Here is a 19,352-nt window from a genome sequence, read left to right as displayed (position 1 = left end):
TTATTTGCTTAATCGTTCTTGCTTTCGTCGGATAGTTCGTCCAGGTAGTCGCGTATTTGCTTAAGCTCATCCGCTGAAGTGCTTTTATCGCCAAGAGCTTGCATTACAAGCTTAAGGGCAGATCCCTGGAATAGGCTGTCCTTAAGCTTGTCTACGAGCTGTTTTTGGGTGTCTTGCTCGGTCAGGAGAGCTGTATAAATATGAGTCTTACCGGATTTGGTTCGCGAGAGCTGACCTTTGTCATGCATGATCTGCATGAGTTTAAGTGTGGTTGTATAACCTACTTCACGTTCCAGATTAAGGACCTCATTGATTTCACGAACTGTACTTGGCCCCTGCTTCCAAAGGATGCGGAGGATTTTCAGTTCGCCATTGGTTGGTTGAGGTATCATCGTCTATAGGATGTTGAGGGTAAAAGAAAAGTTTGACCAGATATCAAATTTCGAAATTTTATCTACGAAACAATTCGTACTACAATTATATACGAAAGAGTTCGTAATTGCAAATTTAATTACGAAATTATTCGTAGAAGGATGAAAAAAGTTTCAAGTCAACTGGAAAATCCCCAAAACAGAGCTCTTGCAGTTGACACAAGACATATTGTAAAAGCCGATTTTTTTCAGCATTTTTAAACGATTTCCAACAAAACATTTGTTAGGAAGGTTACAGTTAAAACTACTCGAAAAAACATGTCTTCGGAATCAATCTCTCACCTAAGAACTCCTCTTCAGCGCCTGTATCACTGGGAAGCTCAACAAGCCAATAAAAATTTTCTCCATCAACCGGTAGCCGGACAATGGCATACCTGGACATGGGGAGAAGCGGCAACAGCCGTTCGAAAGATGGCGGCAGCTATAGAAGCTCAGGGATTTGAGCCGGGTAGCAGGATCGCAATTTTGTCCAGAAACTGTGCACAATGGATCATGTCGGATTTAGCGATCATGATGTCCGGGCATATTTCTGTGCCTATATATCCCAATGTAAAACAAGACACCGTTTCTTATATCCTTGATCATAGTGATGTAAAGATGATGTTTGTCGGGAAGCTCGAAACCCATGACTGGACAGAGATGCGCCAGGGAGTATCTGCAGATCTTCCTTGTGTAAAATATGGGATGTATGGACTTGACGCAGATTATCCCACTTGGGATGAGTTCTGTGGAGAACATGAACCTAAAGCTGACAGCCCATCCAGAGATCTGGATGAAGTAATGACCATTATCTATACTTCGGGGACAACAGGAACTCCCAAAGGTGTGGTTCAAAAGTTCGTAGCGCCTGTTTATGCTTTCGAGACTTTCCATAAAATCTTTAGCCTCTCCTCGGAGGACAGATTCTTCTCTTATCTGCCTCTTTCGCATATAGCAGAACGGATGCTGATCACCATGGGCTCGCTGCGATCTGGAGGTTCCATTCATTTCGCCCAGTCCCTGGATACTTTTGCGGATAACTTAAAAACCTGTAGTCCTACAGTCTTTTTGGGAGTCCCTCGGATATGGACCAAATTTCAAATGGGAGTATTGGCTAAATTTCCACCAAGTCGCCTGAATCTCCTATTGAGCATTCCTTTGATCAACAATATTATCAAAAAGAAAATCAAGGAAGCTTTGGGACTTAGTGAGGCCAGAATTTGCCTTACGGGTGCTGCACCCATTCCGGTTTCTACCCTTGAATGGTACGACAAACTGGGAGTTAACATCCTGGAAGTTTATGGAATGACCGAGAATGCTGCTTATTCTCATTCCAACCTGCCCGGAAAACAAAAATACGGAACGGTAGGTCAGACGATGCCTGGGGTTGAAATGAAGATCACAGATGAAGGAGAAATTTGCGTTAAAAGTTTGGCCAATATGGTTGAATACTACCGCGAACCAGAAAAAACAGCTGCTACGATTCGTGATGGCTTCCTTCACACTGGAGATAAAGGTGAAATGGATGCGGAAGGTTTTGTCAGGATTACCGGACGTGTAAAAGATATTTTCAAAACGTCTAAAGCAAAATACGTTGCACCAAGTCCCATAGAAATGAAGTTCTCCAAGAATGAGTTGGTAGAGCAGATCTGTGTAGTGGGGACAGGAATTCCTCAGCCCATTGCTTTGATTGTATTGTCCGAAGATGCCAAATCCAAACCCAAAGATGAGGTAGGAGAAAGCATAGAAGCGACTCTCAAGGCCCTCAATCCGAATTTGGATCATCATGAACGCCTGCAGAAAGCAGTAATCGTTTCAGAAGAATGGACGCCAGAAAATAGTATCCTCACCCCTACTCTCAAGATCAAAAGAGGAGCCATCGACGATAAGTATCAGATCCATTATGAGAAATGGTATGATGGTGGAGTGGGAGTTGTTTGGGAAAATTGACGTGCTCAAGTGTTCTCCTGAATATTCCCGAATACGAGAACACCAGAACACATAAAATCATACAAGAGTTAAAATTTCTATTGCCGCATCAAGGATTTGATGCGGCTTTGCTTTTGCCAGTTGTTGAGTGGTCTGGGCTCCGGTAGTAATACCTAATACCAGTCCACAGCCAGCATTGTGGCCTTCTTCTATATCTATGGCAGAGTCTCCAATCTTGGCTACTTCTTCAGGTTCGTTGATACCTGCTTGATACATAGCTTTCCAGATCATATCCGGCATCGGCCTTCCAGCTTCCACATCACTGGCAGTTACCAAATAATCTACCGTTTCGGGCAGGGTCCAGCCCAGTTTTCCCATGAGCTTCTCCGCAGTGGCTCGGTCATATCCTGTATTCAAGGCTACCTTTATTCCTTTCGCCCGTAATCCTTCAAATACTTCCTCCACATCTTTGATAGGTTTCACGGGTTCTTCATCATAGGCCACCTTTAATTTCGCCCGAAAATCCTGGAAGATTTGATAGGCATGAGCTCCATCTGCTTCGCCATGAAGATGAGTCAGCACATCTGTTATAGCCTGAAGTTTTTCTTTGCCCGCTGCAAATTCAAGCACAGTTTCCAAAGAAACCTCATGTCCTGCTTCTGCTATTGCTTTGCGGATGGTTTTGTAAACCAGGTTATCTTCATCAACGCTGGTTCCGGCCATATCAAATACGAAAAGTTTAATCATAGTTTTGAGTTTTGAACGTATTGGAGTGTTTGGGTACTGGTGTTAATCAGAGATAACGCCAATACACCAACACACTATAACCCCAACACCTTTTCCAAATGTTCCTCCGCAAAACCAGCACTTCCGGTCATGCCTTTGCCACCGATCCCGGTGACTATATGGATTTTATCTTCTATAGTATATTGAAAAATATCTTTATGCTTGCACTGGGTGTAAATTCCGTACCAGGTATGGGCAATTTCATAGGTTTCTAAATCAAAGATTTTTTTAGACTCCTCGATGATGAAGTTATTGATTTCTTCCTTTAGCATATAGTCCAATTTCCCGGCCTCCGTCGCCAATGCGTATTCATGACTATCTCCCAATATCACAGAACCATCTGTTGCTTGCTTAAACAGGATATGAACTCCCCACTTGCGCGCAAAACTTTCCGGATCTTCTTTGGACTTTATCTGAGCATAAGAAGGACATTCTCGAAAACTTTCATAACGGCGGATACTTAGGCCGCTAAGAATCGATCCCTGTATAACTTGTTGCTTTTGCGGAAAGGTTTTCAGCATCTGAAGCTTCACCCATTCCATATCGCTTTCTCTGAAGATCTCTGGAAAAAGTAAGTGAAACTCAGCGCCGCTACACAGGATAACTTTATCTGCCTGAAAACTTTTGCCTTGAATACTTAAAATTTGACAGATCTGCCCTTTTATTTCTACTCCATTTACTGCATGTAAGGGAAAGTAATCCAGGTTTTTTTGCTCTACCAGATAATCAAGGATGCGATGAATAGCCGTCTCCGGTTCCAGGGTAACTTCCTCCGGATAAAACAATCCACCCATACAATAATCCTTTCGCAAGCCTTCATAGTTATGCAGACACTTTTGAGCATCCCAAACTTCTGATGCGTAATTATGCTTTTCGTTTATCTCGCTCAATTCATGAAGCAGGTTCATTTCCTCTTCGTCAGAAGCCAGATAAATGCTCCCATTTTGCCGAAGCGTAATATCAAACTTTGCCTGAATGGATTTGTAGATTTCCAAGCTCCTCCTACCATAGCCTTGCCATTTGGCATCCATTCCGGAAGGAACAATCTGACCGAAGTTTCTTACTGTCGCTCCTCGAGGTCTGGCATCTTTCTCCAACAAGGCCACTTTCAGCCCTTTTGAAAGGGCATGATAGGCATGAAATGTTCCCAGTATCCCTCCACCTACAATCAAAAGATCATATGTTTTCTCAGACATAAATTTCTTCTATTCGCTTTTGCTTATTGAAGCTTTTATTTAAAAGCTCTCTTTATCTTTTCTCCCGAAGGCTTATTGCTTTTATATTGAATTCCCAGCAGATGAGCTACCGTCTGAGCCAATTGTTTTTGATACAAAATGGGTCCCTCTTTCACTTCACCAAGGGCCGGAGTATCAGGACCCAGGACAGCTATCCAAATTTCTTCCGCCCCTTCTATTTTATTTCCATGACTTTTCCAGGCATCGATTGGTACAGTTCCACGACCGTGATCTGTAGAAATAACCAAAGAGGTCTTCCCTCGGTATTTGGGATGGGATTGAGCATAGTTCCAAAGTTCCCGAATAAATGCATCTGTTTGCCAGGCCGATTTCAAATAAGCATCATAATCTCCTCCATGCGCAAAATCATCCGTTTCTCCATAGGCAATGTAAAGAAGTCGCGGTTCAAATTTGCGCAAGTATTCTTTGGCATAATGGTGGGTAAAAACATCCAGTCGAACCGTTGACCAGGGACTGGGCGTTTGAGGCTGAATTTCATTTAGCAATAATTCCTTATCGCTTAAATTAGCTTCTTCCGCAATGTCAAAGCCTGCATTTACTGTAATGCCGGATCGGGGTTCATTGATGATAAAGGGAAACACATCCCATGAGCCAAAAGCAGCAACTTTCCCTTTAAAAGCTTCCTGCATATTGGCGAATTCCAGCAGGGTAATATTCTTATTGTATTTTTTGTCATTGCTATTGATCTCCGAGTCTGGAAAGCCTGTCAAAATCTCATTGTAGCCAGGATAAGAAAAGAGCTGATCATTGCTGCAATTCACTTTACTTCCCAGATTTCGGTTTCCATAGAGTTGGCCTTCCTTAAGGATCACCTCCCAGAAAAAAGGCAGCAGTTTTTTTCGACTTTCCAGAGGATCTTCGTCCCAAAATCGGGCTTCAATCTCTTCTTTAGCGGAAGTAAAGTCTTCATTATCCATCAGCTTTTTATCCACCCCTCCAAAAACCTCCTGCCAGCGAAGGCCATCATAGGTTATCCAGAATACATATTCCGTCTTTAGGTCTTGTTGGCCGAAGAGGCTGCTGTGCATCAAGAGCAGGATCAAGGCCAGAATGATGCTTAGGTTTTTTATTCTCATTGTAGGGTTCTTATTTACTACTTAACAAAGGCATTTCCCTTAATTTTTTTTAAGCAGGCGTAAACTTTGTATCTCGATAGCAGGAATTTCTAATTTGCAGCAAATTTCTATACTTTCCCTAATCGGATACATCAAAATTCTAGAACTAACTTACTACTACCTATGGATTCGCTCCTTTCTTCTCCTTCCTGGCCGTTTGCCGTCTTATTACTCGGCATTGTGGCCATTGTACTTATGATCACCCGTTTCAAGTTTCATCCCTTTATTGCCCTTATTTTGGCGGCAATATTTGTGGGCTTGATTTCTCCTGATCTGCCCTTAGAAGGCCTCTCAAAAAATGCCGCAGCCAATCCCATTTTGGCCGCGATTGAGCATACGATGAAATCCTTTGGCAATCTGGCAGGAGGCATCGCATGGGTAATCGCTTTAGCGGCTATTATTGGTACAGCTATGATGGAAAGTGGAGCTGCCGAAAGGATCGTAAATGGTTTACTGGATACCATGGGAGAGAAACGTGCTCCTGCAGCCCTTTTGATCAGTGGCTTTGTATTGTCCATTCCAGTATTTTTTGATACGGTATTCTTCCTCCTGATTCCTCTGGCGATCGCTTTAGCCAGTAAAACCGGAAAGAACTATGTGCTTTATGTCTGTGCTATAGCCGGAGGTGCCGTGATCACTCATGCGATGGTCCCTCCTACTCCAGGACCCCTTGTTGTATCTGAGCAATTAGGGATTGAACTAGGCATAACAATGATGGCAGGACTGGGATTCGGAATCTTACCAGCGTTGGGCATCGCCTTCCTCGGCAAAAGACTTAATCAAAAACTGGATATACCGATTCGGGTAGCTGTTCCCACCTCAGACAGCAATGTTCCGCCGCCTTCCTTTTTGCTCTCCATGCTTCCTATCCTCCTCCCAATCGTACTTATCGCTATGGCTTCTATTGTCAAATTGAGTACAGGGAGCTTACCTTCTATTCTCGCTTTTCTCGGGGATAAAAATATAGCCATGGGACTGGGTACAGGAATCGCACTTTGGATATGGGCGAAACAGAAAAAACTCTCTTCCAAAAGTCTCTGGGAGTTTAGCTTAAAACCTCTGGAAATTGCGGGCGTGATTATCCTTATTACTGCTGCCGGAGGAGCTTTTGGTTCTATGATCAAATTGAGTGGTATAGGCACTGCCATTGAAGCGGCCACCGAAAACTTCAGCATACACTATCTTTTACTTGCCTGGTTCATAGCAGCAGTTATGAAAACGGCTCAGGGCTCCAGTACGGTAGCTATGATCACAGCAGCCAGCATTATGCTTTCTCTGGTAGGGGATGGCTCAGCGCTTCCATATCATATGGTTTATGTCTTCTTAGCCATTGGTTTTGGATCCGGTTTTATCTCCTGGATGAATGATAGTGGTTTCTGGGTAGTATCTAAAATGAGTGGATTTACGGAGAAAGAAGCCTTGCAGACCTGGACGCTTGTGCTTGCGACCTTTTCGCTGATTGGATTGGTTCAGGTGATGCTATTTTCTTATGTATTGCCTTTTAAATAAGTAAAAACGTATTGGTGTGCTGGGGTACGTGAGTTGTCAATGACCGAAGGAACCCCAACACACTAACACACTAACACACAAAAACACCAACACGTCCCTATGCGCATCATCATCTTCGGAGCGGCCGGATTTCTGGGAAAAAAGCTTGCGTTGCGCTTGCTGAAAGAAGGCAGCATTTCCCTAAACGGCACGGCATCCAAAGCAATCAGCGAACTGATTCTTTTCGATAAATATTTACCGGATGGATTTCCGGATGATCCTCGTTTGAAGTTGATCGCAGATGATATTTGTAGTGAATCCAGCCTAAGAGCTCTATTGGAAAAGCCCGTAGATGTGATTTTTCATTTGGCAGCGGTGGTAAGTGGAGAGGCTGAGAAAAATTTTGATCTGGGGATGAATGTAAACTTCCATGCGAGCTTACAAATGCTGGAGCTCTGTCGTGAATTTGCCTATAAGCCGCTATTTGTCTTTTCAAGTAGTTGTGCTGCTTTTGGTGGAGAGCTGGCGAAAGGAGTCATAGAAGACGGAACAGCAGCTACTCCGATGAGTTCCTATGGGATGCAAAAGGTAGTGGGGGAATTATTGGTGAATGACTTTAGCAGACGGGGCTTTATTGATGGGCGAATTTTAAGATTGCCCTCTATCGTAGTCAGAGGAGGAAAAGCCAATGCAGCAACGACCTCATTTATCAGTGGGATTATTCGGGAACCTTTGCAAGGAGAAAGGGCCAAATGTCCCGTTGATCGCGCTACCCGTGTGTGGATACTTTCCCCTAGAAGAATGATCCAAAACTTTATCCATGCAGCGGGACTTTCTGCAGATAAACTGGGGAAAAATCGAATCCTCACCATGCCGGGCCTAACGACCACCGTAAACGATATGGTCAATACCCTGGAGGATATGGCTGGCAAAGAAGTAGCCGATCGAATTGACTGGGAGCCCGATGAATTTATCCAAAGTGTCGTGCTGACCTTTCCTACAGATTTTAAAACGGAAAGGGCTGATGAATTGGGATTTATAAAAGACACTTCTGTTCAGGAAGTGATAGAGATATTTATGGAGGATGATATGAGGAGATAAGAAGTGTTCTTGTGTTCTTGAGGATGATGTAGGGGGAATAAAATTAGAGATATGAGCCAATACGTTTTATACCCAGAATATAGGATGAACAGGAAACAAGAAATGGAGTAGTAAGATTTGTTTTTACCTTAACAGTAGAATTTACCTACTATGAATTCAAAAGTTGCCATCATAACAGGTGCAGGTTCAGGCATAGGCCGGGATTTCGCCATCGCCCTTCTGAAAAAAGGATATCAGGTCGCTTTGGCCGGAAGAAGACTGGAGCCCTTACAAGAAAGTTTGAAGCTAGCTGGGGAAAGAGTTGAGGGCATTTGTGTTTCAACAGATGTAAGTCAACCGGATTCGGTCAAGCATCTTTTTGCAGAAACCCAGATAGCCTATGGCAGATTGGATTTACTTTTCAATAATGCAGGAGTAAGTGCACCCGGAGTGTTATTTGAAGATTTGAGCTTTGAGCAATGGAAGTCCGTAGTAGATATCAATCTTACGGGTATGTTTCTTTGTTCTCAGGAAGCTTTCAAGCTTATGAAAACTCAAAATCCCATGGGTGGTCGCATCATCAATAATGGTTCCATCTCCGCCCATGTTCCTCGCCCGAATTCTGCGCCCTATACGGCCACCAAACATGCAGTTACAGGTTTGACTCGTTCATGCGGATTGGATGGACGAAAATACAACATTGCCGTAGGACAGATAGACATAGGCAATGCCCTGACACCCATGGCAAAGAAAATGCAAAAAGGGGTTCCGCAAGCAGATGGGGAAATAAAAATAGAACCTACTATGGATGTGAACAATGTCACCGAAACCTTGCTCTACATGGCAGAATTACCTCCTGAAGCCAATGTTCCCTTCCTAACCGTAATGGCAACTAAAATGCCCTACATTGGCAGAGGATAATGGCTAAGCTGCGATCAGTTCGTATAGATAGTGTAAAAGAGAAGGCTTTTGCTCTTCTTTGCTAAAAGAGCTTTGGTACAAAGCGGCTCCCTCATAGTCAATCACTTCCATCCCAATTCTATTCTGATCGACCTTAAATAGCATGAAGCCGGGCTGTGATACACTGTATTTGGTGTATTTAATTTTGCCAGTGGGCCGTACCATTGCAGCCGCACCGGAAACAAAGTATTCAACGCCTCCGGGAGGACTAATGTGCTGAAGATCATGTTCGTGTCCGCAGATATAAGCGTCCACTGCATATGTTTGCAGCAATTCTTCTAGATGCATACGAACGTAAGGTTTATCCTTGGCTCTCATTCCACCTGTATAAAGAGGATGATGCCCGAAAACCAATTTCCAATCGGCTTTGGATTCACTCAGCACTTTCTCCAACCATTTTTTCTGAGCCGTTGAATCGCTGGCTTCTATGCCTTCATAATTTCTTTCTTCAAAATAGGCATCATGAAAAGGGCTGGTATCCAGAAAAGCCATCAGGATATGTTGTCCATTGGCGATTTTGTATTCTACTGCATAGTATCTACCTGGAAAGGTCCAGCTTTTACTTTCTTCAGAATAGGCAAATTGCGCTTCCAGATTTCCTCCATGGTCATGATTTCCCAATACCGGATACCAGGGAATATTCATAGAAGCCCCTCGATATATATCTTCATAAGATTCCTTCCAATGAGCATCATCCACAGACTCCACTCCTCTCGGATAAAAATTGTCTCCAGTCGTAACAATAAAATCCAATCCCTTAGCTTGTGTAAAAGCATTGAGCTGTTGGGCTACTTCCTTCTGTTGGAGTTTCCCTCTTACTCCCCAGTCTCCCATTACGGCAAAATTGAGGGATCGGCTTTCCGATACCACTTGGATCATTTGACCGGCTGTATGTGATTTATCCTTGCGAAACAAAGTCCAAAGGATCAGGATGGATCCAAGCAGGAAGATTACATTTTTTTTGCGGAACTTCATGGGTGAAGCGTTTTGATTAGGTGTGTATATCTTATTAGACGAAAGAATGAGGATCTGGTTGGGTAAAATGTAGGGAATGAGATACTTAAGCAGACGAGTCTGAGTCTTTAATTTAAAAGAGAGATTTATTTTTCCCTAAAAAAAATCGGCGAAAAGATGATCACATCCAGACACTTTACGTCATATATTAGAAATAAAGCACACACAATCGTTCAAACCATGAAAAAATTCCTCTTCCTTTTCCTCTTTCTTCCCCTCATTTTCTCCTGTAGGGAGCCAGAAGTCATTATACAAGAAGTAGAAGTCCCCAGAGAGGTGGATTTTGAAGAATTGGAGTTCTCCAGAGGGGTATTTCAGCGCTACTTCAATATGCAGAGAGTAGGAGAAAGCATCCTGGTTCAGGGAGAAAAGCGCATCGCAAAAATAAATTTATCTGGAGATCATGACAATTGTATCTTCTTTTGGAATGATGCAAATAAGGAAGCCATTACCGAAGATTTTTACCTAAACAGTACAGAAAGATCTTTACAATTCTGGTCCAGTAAGAGTGGTAGCATTTGCTCCGATCAATTGCGTACCAATTTATTAAATGACTCTATTGAGGTAGGCATAAATCCCAATCCTCTTTACGAGCTCAAATTTCTGGAAAACTATGCCTTGATTTCTGGTCAACATGTACTCTATCCTTATTCAACAGGCGCTGATATGCAACTCAAACTTGCCCTGATTGAAATGGACTTTACAGAAAATACAGGTATCTACGCCCGTGTTTTTCCAGGCAACATCCAAAAAATCGAATTCCCGGGAGTATCCATCCTTAACTATACTTTTCTCCAATGGAGCCTGGAGGACGGATTTATATTTTCTATCGGGAGTAATGATCCCGCAAACTATGGCACCTACAAAATGGGACTGGATGGAAATTATCAGAAGATCTCGGATCAGATTTTTATTCGCGTGTTCAGCTATCAAGAACGCCTATATGCGATGTATGATTCTTTTGGACAAAGCTTCATCATAGAATCGCCGGACGGAGGTCAGAGTTGGATACAAAGGTTTACAGCAGATGGAATCACTTTGGCAGCTACTAGCTTTTATGAATTAGAGGGTGAATTGGTGGGGCATTGGAATGGTCAATTGGTCCTGGTTGAGGAGTTTACGGAAAGCTTGTTTAAAACAGTTGAACTCGAACCCAGAGAGTTGGAGAATGACTATATCACCAGCATGGCTAAATTGGGAGACAAAGTATACATCAGCACCTTATCTGGCCTTTTTTCAAGAGATTGGCAAGAGTTTTTAGCTGACAAAAAGTAGTTTTTACGCCACGTATTTCAGCTAAAAAATTATAGAATAATGCCCCTTTCATGCTGGAAATATCCTAAAGCTTGTCGATAGCAGAAAACACCTTTGCAAAAATTCTCTATTTTGTGGGATCGAAAGCTTCATTCTTTTCCCTTATGACAAAGATCATCATCCCCTTTCTATTTCTATTTCCTGTATTTATTATAGCCTGTCGAGAATCTCATCAGGAAGTCCTTGAAAATGGTGTGAGTAAAATTCTCGCAGACCAACGAAAGTCCGACCTTAGTGAAGTTCATTACAGTCTCCATTTTTCTATTCCTGACCGAAAGGACGAACCGATAAAAGGAATAAATGAGATCAGCTTCCAATGGCAGGGAGAAGGAAAAGATCTGATTCTGGATTTCAAAAATGAAGCAGAACAAGTTCTAGGTGTATGGAAAGGTGCAGAGGCACTAAACTACCGGGTAGAATCTCAACATATTGTTATTGAGGGTTCGCAATTAACCGAGGGTGCAGAACAGATCAAGGTCGCATTTGTAGCAGGTGAACAAGCCCTCAATCGAAATGAGGACTATCTCTATACCCTCTTTGTTCCTGACAAGGCTTCTACTGCTTTCCCATGCTTTGACCAACCCAATATAAAAGCTTCCTACAAACTGAGTTTGGAGATTCCTGATTCATGGACCAGTGTTGCAAATTATTCTTTGGAAAAAACAGAAGCGAGGGAAGGAGCAAAAAGCGTTTATCAATACAAAAAAACGGATCCTATCAGCACCTATATCTTTGCTTTCGCAGCAGGAAAATTCCAAAAGATTAGCAAGGAGGTCAATGGGAGAGAAATGAACCTTTATCATCGGGAAACGGATGAGGAGAAGATCAAGCGAAATGCTCCGGAAGTTTTCGACCTACATGCCAAGTCTTTGGATTGGTTGGAGGAATATACCGGCATCCCTTACCCCTTTGAGAAATTTGATTTTGTGTTGATTCCGGCTTTCCAATTTGGTGGCATGGAGCATCCGGGTGCAATTTTTTATAAAGACCGATCCCTTTTCCTGGATAAAAACGCAAGCATCAATCAGAAAATGTCCCGCAATTCCCTCATCGCCCATGAAACAGCCCATATGTGGTTTGGCGATTTGGTAACAATGGATTGGTTCAATGACGTTTGGCTTAAAGAAGTCTTTGCCAATTTCATGGCAGCCAAAATGGTCAATCCCAATTTCCCCGAAATAGATCATAGCCTGCGTTTTCTGCAAAGGCATCAACCCTCGGCTTATGGAGAAGATCGGTCTAAAGGAACCCATCCTATCCAACAGGAATTGGACAACCTCAATCAGGCAAGTTTATTATATGGCAGAATCATTTACCAGAAAGCTCCTGTGGTCATGAAGCAATTGGAAGCAATGATGGGGGAAGAGGTTTTTCAAGAAGGTTTGCAGGAGTATTTGCAAACATTTTCCTGGGGAAATGCCACCTGGGATGACCTCATTGGAATTCTGAATAAAAAAATTGACAGAGATCTTTATGCATGGAGCAAAGCCTGGGTAAAAGAATCAGGGATGCCTCATTTTAAAGCAGATATGGAACTGGTAGAAGGGAAAGTAAGTTCCTATAGCCTAAAGCTGCAAAATAAAAGCTCAGGAGGCTCCTTATGGGAAGAAAGTAGCGAAGCGTTCGTGGGCTGGGGAGAAAGTTTGGAGAAGTTTGCAATAAATCTAAGAGGAAACACCTATGCATTAGATGCCCTGGAAGGCAAATTTGCGCCTGATTTTGTCTTACCTAACCATAGTGAAAATGCCTATGGCTATTTTGAACTGGATGACAGAAGCAAAAGCTATCTGTTAAAACATATTGAGAAGCTGCCCGACTCCTTTAGTAAACTGGTCGCCTGGCAAGCCTTGTGGGAAGGGATGTTGCGGGGGAATATAGCTCCCATGGAACTACTCACAACGATTCGTAGAGGTTTGGCTGAAGAAGAAGAGCAATTGGGCTTATCCAGCAGACTGGGATATTTGCGAAGTATCTATTGGGGCTTTTTGGATGCTAATCAGCGTAAAAGTCTTTCCAGAGAACTAGCAGGAGAGCTCCGACAACTTATGGATAGCAGCAAGGATCGCGATAAGAAAAAAAGTTTTTATGATGCCTTTGTATCTGTATCCATGCATGTAAATGATGTGGGACTACTCCTCAAGATTTGGGAGAAAAAAGAATCTATCGAAGGCCTTGAGTTATCCGAGAATGATTTTACAAACCTTGCTTACGAACTCGCATTAAGAGGACTGGGAAATAGTGAGGAGATTCTCAAACAACAAAAGGCGAGAATTGAGAATCCAGACCGCAAAGAAGCCATGGACTTCATCTCTCCTTCCCTCTCATTAAATCCGAACACCCGAGCTTCCTTTTTTGAAAGCCTGAAAGACCCAAAAAATCGACAGAAAGAGCCCTGGGTAAACCAGGCTTTGGCTTACCTCAATCATCCCCTTGTGGCGAAAGAATCAGAGGCCTATCTCCGACCGGGATTAGAACTGGTTGAAGAATTGCAAAAAACCAATGGAATATTCTTTCCGAAAAGCTGGACCCTAAGTTTGCTAAGTGGACACAGCAGTCCAGAGGCTCAGGAAATAGTTGAGGATTTTATTGAAAACTTACCTGAAAGTTATCCCTATAAGCTTAAGAATAAGATTTTACAGGCAGCTGATATGCTTGGAAGAAAAAGTAATATAAAGGAAAAGGCTGGAGTATAGACTCCCAGCCTCTTCCCTTTTGTGTTTGCAGTGAACTTATATTTTCTCCTTGATCAGCTTTGCATTGAGACTTAAACTTCCTGCATTTTCTTCGACATATTTCAGCATCTGATCCAGTTCTTCACGACTGTAAATAGCTCCACGATTTATCAGGCTAAAAATTCCTTCAGTATGCCTGATATCCTCCAATGGATTTTCATTGAGCAAAATGAAGTCTGCAATTTTACCAGCTTCAAGCGTTCCCATTTCAGATTCCCATCCGTAAAATCTGGCTGGATTTAGGGTAGCTGTAATCAAAGCTTCATTAGGAGCTAGTCCTCCTTTCACCAATTCCCTCAACTCTTCATGCAATCCCAGGCCTGGGATACAATAGGTATCATTGGCATCTGTCCCGGCCAGGATCGGCAAACCCAAATCATAGCCAACTCCTGATATTTCCAGGCCTTTCTCATAAAAGTCCATAAATGCTTTTCTCCCTTCGGGCGAGGGATCACTCTTCACCATGCCTTCTGTATCTTCTCTCCAGGCAAATTGCTGGGCCATACTTATGTATTTAAGGCGGGGATCATTGAGGTATTCCTCATCATCGGCCATCGCATCCATTTTTCGGGTCAAATGGGTCGGGACATACCAGGAACCGTATGCTTTGATCACTTCCACCAAATCTGCAAACATTTGCGGATCATGCTCATCCACCATTCGCTGACGCATCTTCGTATCTATGATAGGACCTCCCCCTTCCTTCTCCCCGGAAATTCGTGCCCGGTATTCCTCCTGCAAATCAGCAGAACCGGGAAAGCAATCATAGAGAAAGACCCGGGCATGCTCAAGGGTTTTATGTCCCATCTTCACGCAATGCTCCGTACTGATCGCCCGGGGTTTATGTCCCATGAATTCTATCCCTTCCTTTTTCGCTTCCTCTGCCATGATATCATAGAGATGAGGGAGCAAAGCATTATAGGTCTTGATAAAATGTGCCTTATTTTCTACTCGTTCATTCACTCCCCTGGCCTCTTCTTCATCCTTCAGATAATTCAGAATAAATGCCGCTTGTGAACCTACTCTGGGTCCCAATAATTTCCCGGCTTTTATGTCTTCCTGCCATTGGTCTTTGATCTCCTGATCTGTACCACCTCCGAGATCACGGATCTGGGTAACACCGGCTGCCATAAAGAGGGGCATATTCAATTGAGGTGCCTGACTGGAAATCCAGTGTGTATGCATATCCCAAAGAGCAGGAATTACATATTTCCCTTCTCCATTCAGCACCTTTGCTTCATTTACTTCTCCAATAGAATCCAGCTTCCCAACAGCCACAATCTGCCCATTTTGAATATAGATAGCTTGATCCTGAATAAGGGAGTCACCTTCCAGATCAACGATATGAACCCCTTTGACAAGCAGAGATTCTTCTATAGGATTGGGTTGGAGCGCTTCAGGCAAGGGAAGTTGCAGAAGGATAAAAATGCTCAAAGCAATCAGTGCCACAAGACCGCTGATCAACAAAAGGCTGCGTAGGAGTATTCGTTTTAACATAGAAAATCGTCTTTGTAGTATATAGTTATATATTACAAAGACGATTTAAAAGTCCAAAAGACGCAAATCTGGCAAGATTATGCCGGATTGACGATATAGAGTTCAAAGGTATGGACCTCCCACTGGATATCTGGAATTTCTGGATCGTAGTCAAATGAATCCTCATCATCTCCAAAATTTAGTGATCGACTAGCCTTGGGTTTTGGTAAACCTTTCATAGCCAGCGAATCTACATTGAAAGGAGTCTTACTTATAATCAGTTTGAGGAAGTAAGATACCCCTGACAGATTGAAATCATGGACAAACTGATCCTCCTTTCCTGCCAATGAAAGTGTTATGTATCGCTTTCCATTTTCTTTTTTAGAACCACGAGAAGCCAAGACCTGTTCAGGTGCCAACATCAATTGGGGACTATTCATTGCTTTAGTAAAGACCTCGTAATTGTTGGGGAGATACAAAACACTGCAATAATAATCATTCTCGGAGTGGTTGATCACCTCCATACGGAAATTTCGGCTTTCCTTTTTGTGGGTGAGGTCGAAAGTGAACGTTCCATTTTTATTGGGGAATAGCCTTTTTTCACTTGCTTTATTTCGATCATATTGATACATCCTCAATTCCACCGGATACATGGTTTTGTCCTTATCAGTGAGAGTACTGAGGTCATGTTTTTCTTTGTATTCCAGCTTCCTCAAAAAGTGCCATTGGGACATTTGATCCAGGTAGGCATCCAGCACTTCTACACTCTTGGGGGTGAATTTTTTCTGTTTGTTAAGGGCCATGATCCCCTCTACTACCGGTTTTTTGGGCTGAAAGGGAAGACTTATAGAAATCAAGCCTCCTTCAATATGAACCGTATAGTTTGCCGCATCTTCTTTCTTAAGTAGCTCATAATATTTGATATCTGCGGTCTTGATGTGTTTCTTCAACTCTTTTGCTACCAACTTTTTCATCTCCTCATCGCTCCCCCCCAGGTATATACCTAATGGATCAATTCCTACACCTTCGATCTCAGCAAAAAGGGTCGCATCATTTGCAGGAGGTTCCTTGTCTGTAAAGTCAATAACTGAATAGCCGGGGTACACCTTCTTTATTCCAGCCTTCCATTTGGTCCGCCGGTTTTTCGTTGATTTCACCAAGACCTCTGTGGGTACCTTTTTCTGATCGATGGGAATAGCTTGCAAGGCTCCAGCCGTAATCCTCCATTCTTTCTCAACATCTTCCTGACCTCCAACCACTACTCCGCAAGTCAGGGTTTTGTCAGAAGCCGCATTGGTCAGGAAGGTTTTGTATCGCTGATTGGGATCGTCCGTGCTGATATACAGTTGAGGTGTCTGGGCATCATTGGTCTGCTTGTAGGTAGACATGCGATTGAGGACCCGTAAATGTAGATCATCATAATTGATGTCTCCTTTAAATTGATGCAGAACATCAAGCAAAGTGGTCGTAAAAACTCCTTTACGGACGCTGGCATTGGGGGGAGTTTCCATTGCCAATTCCACTTCCTTACAAGCAGCCAGTTGGACATGAGGCCCCTCAGGAAGTACGGAGGCCAGATTCAGGTTCTTTTTCGTGGCTCCCAAAATTTGCTTTTCCTTTCCCCCGAAATAGAAACCTTTCTGACTTCTGGCAGGCAAAGGATTTCTTTCCAATTGGCGGGAAGCCTCAGGAGCTCCTCCGGTCGCCTGCATATTACGGGTATTTTCTCCCGAATGACAGCAATCAAAAACCGTCAGAATATGCGCCCCTGTTTTCTTTTCCAGTTGATGAATCAGAAATCGTAATTCTTTATCTGAAATAGAAGCTACACTGGGATCATTTTTATGTTCAAAGGGATTGCTATCGTGGCAGAGAATGGCAGCGATATGATCATCAAATTCATCTTCTGTAAATACCTCAATATCGGTTTTTTCTCTCAATCCATGGCCGGCAAAATAAAAGATGACGGAATCTCCTTTTTTTGCCTTAGAAAGCTTTTTCTCGAAGCCTTCTATAATGGCTTTTTTGGTAGCTTTTTCGTCCGTAAGCAGGCTAATGGAAGGATTGGCAGCAAAATTTCTCCCAACAAAATCTTCCTCTAAATAAGCTTTGATTCGACTCGCATCGTCAACACATCCTCTTAAGTCACGGATCTTGGGACTTTCATAATCATTGACACCTACAATAAGAGCATAGAGTTTGGGCTTTTTTGTTCTTGGCATAATCGGGCTTCGGTTAATAGGATGATTCAGCCCAAATAGTCAGGCTGAAGATAGATCAGGAAAAAGCTTAAGCGGGAAGGCTATTACTAGCTTCCATAAATTAGTGAAATTGTTCAAAAATCCGAATTATTCACCCATTTTCATCCGGAAATTTCCATGGGAGCCGCCTTTGATAACTTTCCCATTTTCATCTCGCACAAATACCAGCTCCTCCCCAAGTTCTCCATTATCTCTGATCCTTCGAAATACATCTCCCTCGATATGCTTGAAGAAAGTCATGGCCTGAGCAGGTCTGTCTGTAGGTAATTGCATTCCCACCAATTTTCCTTTCCAACTTCCCATGTAATATTCGCTGCCCCAGGGTTGGCCATTATAAAATCCTGTAAAGTCAGAGAAGTCCTTTTTCTCTTCCGCTTCTTTGGCTCCTTTATATTTTCCAAAAATTTGATCGATGGCTGATGCATACTTCCCGGGATTTGTTGCCCCGGCATTGATCATGACGGCGAAGGCATTTTTCTTTTTCGGGTTGAGGGTTAAAGTAGAGCGATAGCCCGGGCAGCTACCTCCATGTCCTACATAGGTTTCAGAGCCAGACTTTCTTACACTAAATCCCAATCCCCAGCTCAAGTTCCAATCCGGATCAGTCCAGTGAACTCTTTGCATAAATTTGAGGGTAGCGGGCTTTAAAATAATTGTCTCATTCGTATCCAGCAATTCAAACTGCCAGGAAGCAAATTTCCCCAGATCCTCCACCGTAGAAGCAAAACCTGCAGCCGGACTGATACCATTTGCCTGAAAAATGGGTACATGATCCCTTTCTCCTTCTCTGTTTAAGGCTCCGTATCCGTCTGCGAGTTCTTTTCCCAGAAGTTCTTTGGGAATCTCTGTAGTAGTCGCCTTCATCTCCAAAGGCATTAAAATATGTTTGTGAACATAGCTATCATAGTCCTCTCCGGAAATCTGTTCTACTACCTGTCCCAATAGTGTCAGTCCGAGATTGCTATACTGAAAATAGGTAGAAGCAGGATAAAGAGTTTCTTGTTCTCCCAGCTTCGAAATGATTTCGTCTTTTGTCGGGAAATAGAACTCGGGACCAGTCCAATAAGGATAGGCGGCTTCACGGGGTAAACCGGATGAGTGTGTCATCAGGCTTCTAATCGTGATAGGCCCACTTACTTCATACTTCTGCCCCAGGCCTTTGAACCAGGGAAGGATGTCTTTAAGTTCATCATCCAACCTCAATTTGCCTTCATCATAAAGCTTCATGATCGCGACTGAGGTAAAGAGTTTGGAGATGGAGCAAATGCTAAATCGGGTATCAACAGCTGCATCCATATTATGCTGACGGGAAGCTGTTCCAAAAGCCCCTTTCCAAATCACTTCCTGATCATGAACTGCAATGGCTGTTAGTCCCGGCAATTTTTCATAATCCTTCTGGGCTTCTAACCAAACTTCGATCAATTGGATGGCCTCGCTCATATCCTGTTTATTTTCCTGACTGAATCCGGAAAAACAAAATAAAATAACAATAAGGCTTAGGCTTAGATGTTTCATAGCGATAGGGTGTGAA

General features: G+C 43.0%; 14 protein-coding genes. 6 read left to right on the top strand and 8 right to left on the bottom strand.

The window, feature by feature from the left end; translation table 11 throughout:
* Positions 1 to 8 precede the first annotated feature (8 nt).
* Positions 9 to 392, bottom strand: a complete 384-nt coding sequence (locus R8P61_00435) for a BlaI/MecI/CopY family transcriptional regulator (protein ID MDW3645511.1) — start codon at positions 390 to 392, stop codon at positions 9 to 11.
* Positions 393 to 689: 297 nt separating this feature from the next.
* Between R8P61_00435 and R8P61_00430 the strand changes: the two genes are divergently transcribed.
* Positions 690 to 2,360, top strand: coding sequence for an AMP-binding protein (locus R8P61_00430; protein ID MDW3645510.1), 1,671 nt, complete (start codon positions 690 to 692; stop codon positions 2,358 to 2,360).
* Positions 2,361 to 2,417: 57 nt separating this feature from the next.
* Here R8P61_00430 and R8P61_00425 read toward each other — a convergent pair whose 3' ends face one another.
* The 3 genes from R8P61_00425 to R8P61_00415 form a co-directional block, all read right to left on the bottom strand.
* A complete protein-coding gene (locus tag R8P61_00425; protein ID MDW3645509.1) occupies positions 2,418 to 3,086 on the bottom strand; it encodes a phosphonatase-like hydrolase in 669 nt (222 codons plus the stop codon).
* 74 nt (positions 3,087 to 3,160) lie between these two features.
* Positions 3,161 to 4,321: a TIGR03364 family FAD-dependent oxidoreductase gene (locus R8P61_00420; protein MDW3645508.1), complete on the bottom strand. Its 1,161-nt coding sequence runs from the start codon at positions 4,319 to 4,321 to the stop codon at positions 3,161 to 3,163.
* Between the two features lie 35 nt (positions 4,322 to 4,356).
* Positions 4,357 to 5,457, bottom strand: coding sequence for a phosphoglyceromutase (locus tag R8P61_00415; protein ID MDW3645507.1), 1,101 nt, complete (start codon positions 5,455 to 5,457; stop codon positions 4,357 to 4,359).
* 162 nt (positions 5,458 to 5,619) lie between these two features.
* Between R8P61_00415 and R8P61_00410 the strand changes: the two genes are divergently transcribed.
* The 3 genes from R8P61_00410 (at position 5,620) to R8P61_00400 (ending at position 8,985) form a co-directional block, all read left to right on the top strand.
* Positions 5,620 to 7,005 (top strand): GntP family permease, encoded by a 1,386-nt coding sequence (locus R8P61_00410; protein ID MDW3645506.1) that lies wholly within the window; start codon positions 5,620 to 5,622, stop codon positions 7,003 to 7,005.
* A gap of 99 nt (positions 7,006 to 7,104) precedes the next feature.
* Positions 7,105 to 8,085: a D-erythronate dehydrogenase gene (denD, locus tag R8P61_00405; GenBank protein MDW3645505.1), complete on the top strand. Its 981-nt coding sequence runs from the start codon at positions 7,105 to 7,107 to the stop codon at positions 8,083 to 8,085.
* A 150-nt stretch (positions 8,086 to 8,235) separates the two neighbouring features.
* Positions 8,236 to 8,985 (top strand): SDR family oxidoreductase, encoded by a 750-nt coding sequence (locus R8P61_00400; GenBank protein MDW3645504.1) that lies wholly within the window; start codon positions 8,236 to 8,238, stop codon positions 8,983 to 8,985.
* Between the two features lie 3 nt (positions 8,986 to 8,988).
* Here R8P61_00400 and R8P61_00395 read toward each other — a convergent pair whose 3' ends face one another.
* Positions 8,989 to 9,999, bottom strand: coding sequence for a metallophosphoesterase (locus tag R8P61_00395; GenBank protein ID MDW3645503.1), 1,011 nt, complete (start codon positions 9,997 to 9,999; stop codon positions 8,989 to 8,991).
* 219 nt (positions 10,000 to 10,218) lie between these two features.
* On the opposite strand from R8P61_00395, the gene R8P61_00390 reads away from it, so the two are divergent.
* Both R8P61_00390 and R8P61_00385 read left to right on the top strand, forming a co-directional pair.
* Positions 10,219 to 11,313 carry a hypothetical protein gene (locus tag R8P61_00390; protein ID MDW3645502.1) on the top strand — a complete coding sequence of 365 codons (1,095 nt, stop codon included), beginning with the start codon at positions 10,219 to 10,221 and terminating at the stop codon, positions 11,311 to 11,313.
* Between the two features lie 143 nt (positions 11,314 to 11,456).
* A complete protein-coding gene (locus tag R8P61_00385; protein ID MDW3645501.1) occupies positions 11,457 to 14,045 on the top strand; it encodes a M1 family aminopeptidase in 2,589 nt (862 codons plus the stop codon).
* Between the two features lie 36 nt (positions 14,046 to 14,081).
* Here R8P61_00385 and R8P61_00380 read toward each other — a convergent pair whose 3' ends face one another.
* The 3 genes from R8P61_00380 to R8P61_00370 all read right to left on the bottom strand — a co-directional run bounded on the left by R8P61_00380 (position 14,082) and on the right by R8P61_00370 (position 19,336).
* Complete coding sequence (locus R8P61_00380) at positions 14,082 to 15,581, bottom strand: amidohydrolase family protein (GenBank protein MDW3645500.1); 1,500 nt, start codon at positions 15,579 to 15,581, stop codon at positions 14,082 to 14,084.
* 77 nt (positions 15,582 to 15,658) lie between these two features.
* Positions 15,659 to 17,782 (bottom strand): caspase family protein, encoded by a 2,124-nt coding sequence (locus tag R8P61_00375; protein MDW3645499.1) that lies wholly within the window; start codon positions 17,780 to 17,782, stop codon positions 15,659 to 15,661.
* Positions 17,783 to 17,908: 126 nt separating this feature from the next.
* A complete protein-coding gene (locus R8P61_00370) occupies positions 17,909 to 19,336 on the bottom strand; it encodes a serine hydrolase domain-containing protein (GenBank protein ID MDW3645498.1) in 1,428 nt (475 codons plus the stop codon).
* Positions 19,337 to 19,352: the final 16 nt, after the last annotated feature.

This window comes from Bacteroidia bacterium, from assembly GCA_033391075.1.
GTDB lineage: Bacteria > Bacteroidota > Bacteroidia > J057 > J057 > JAWPMV01.
Note: the sequence above shows the minus strand (reverse complement) of the source record. Positions and strands in the feature narration are given on the sequence as shown.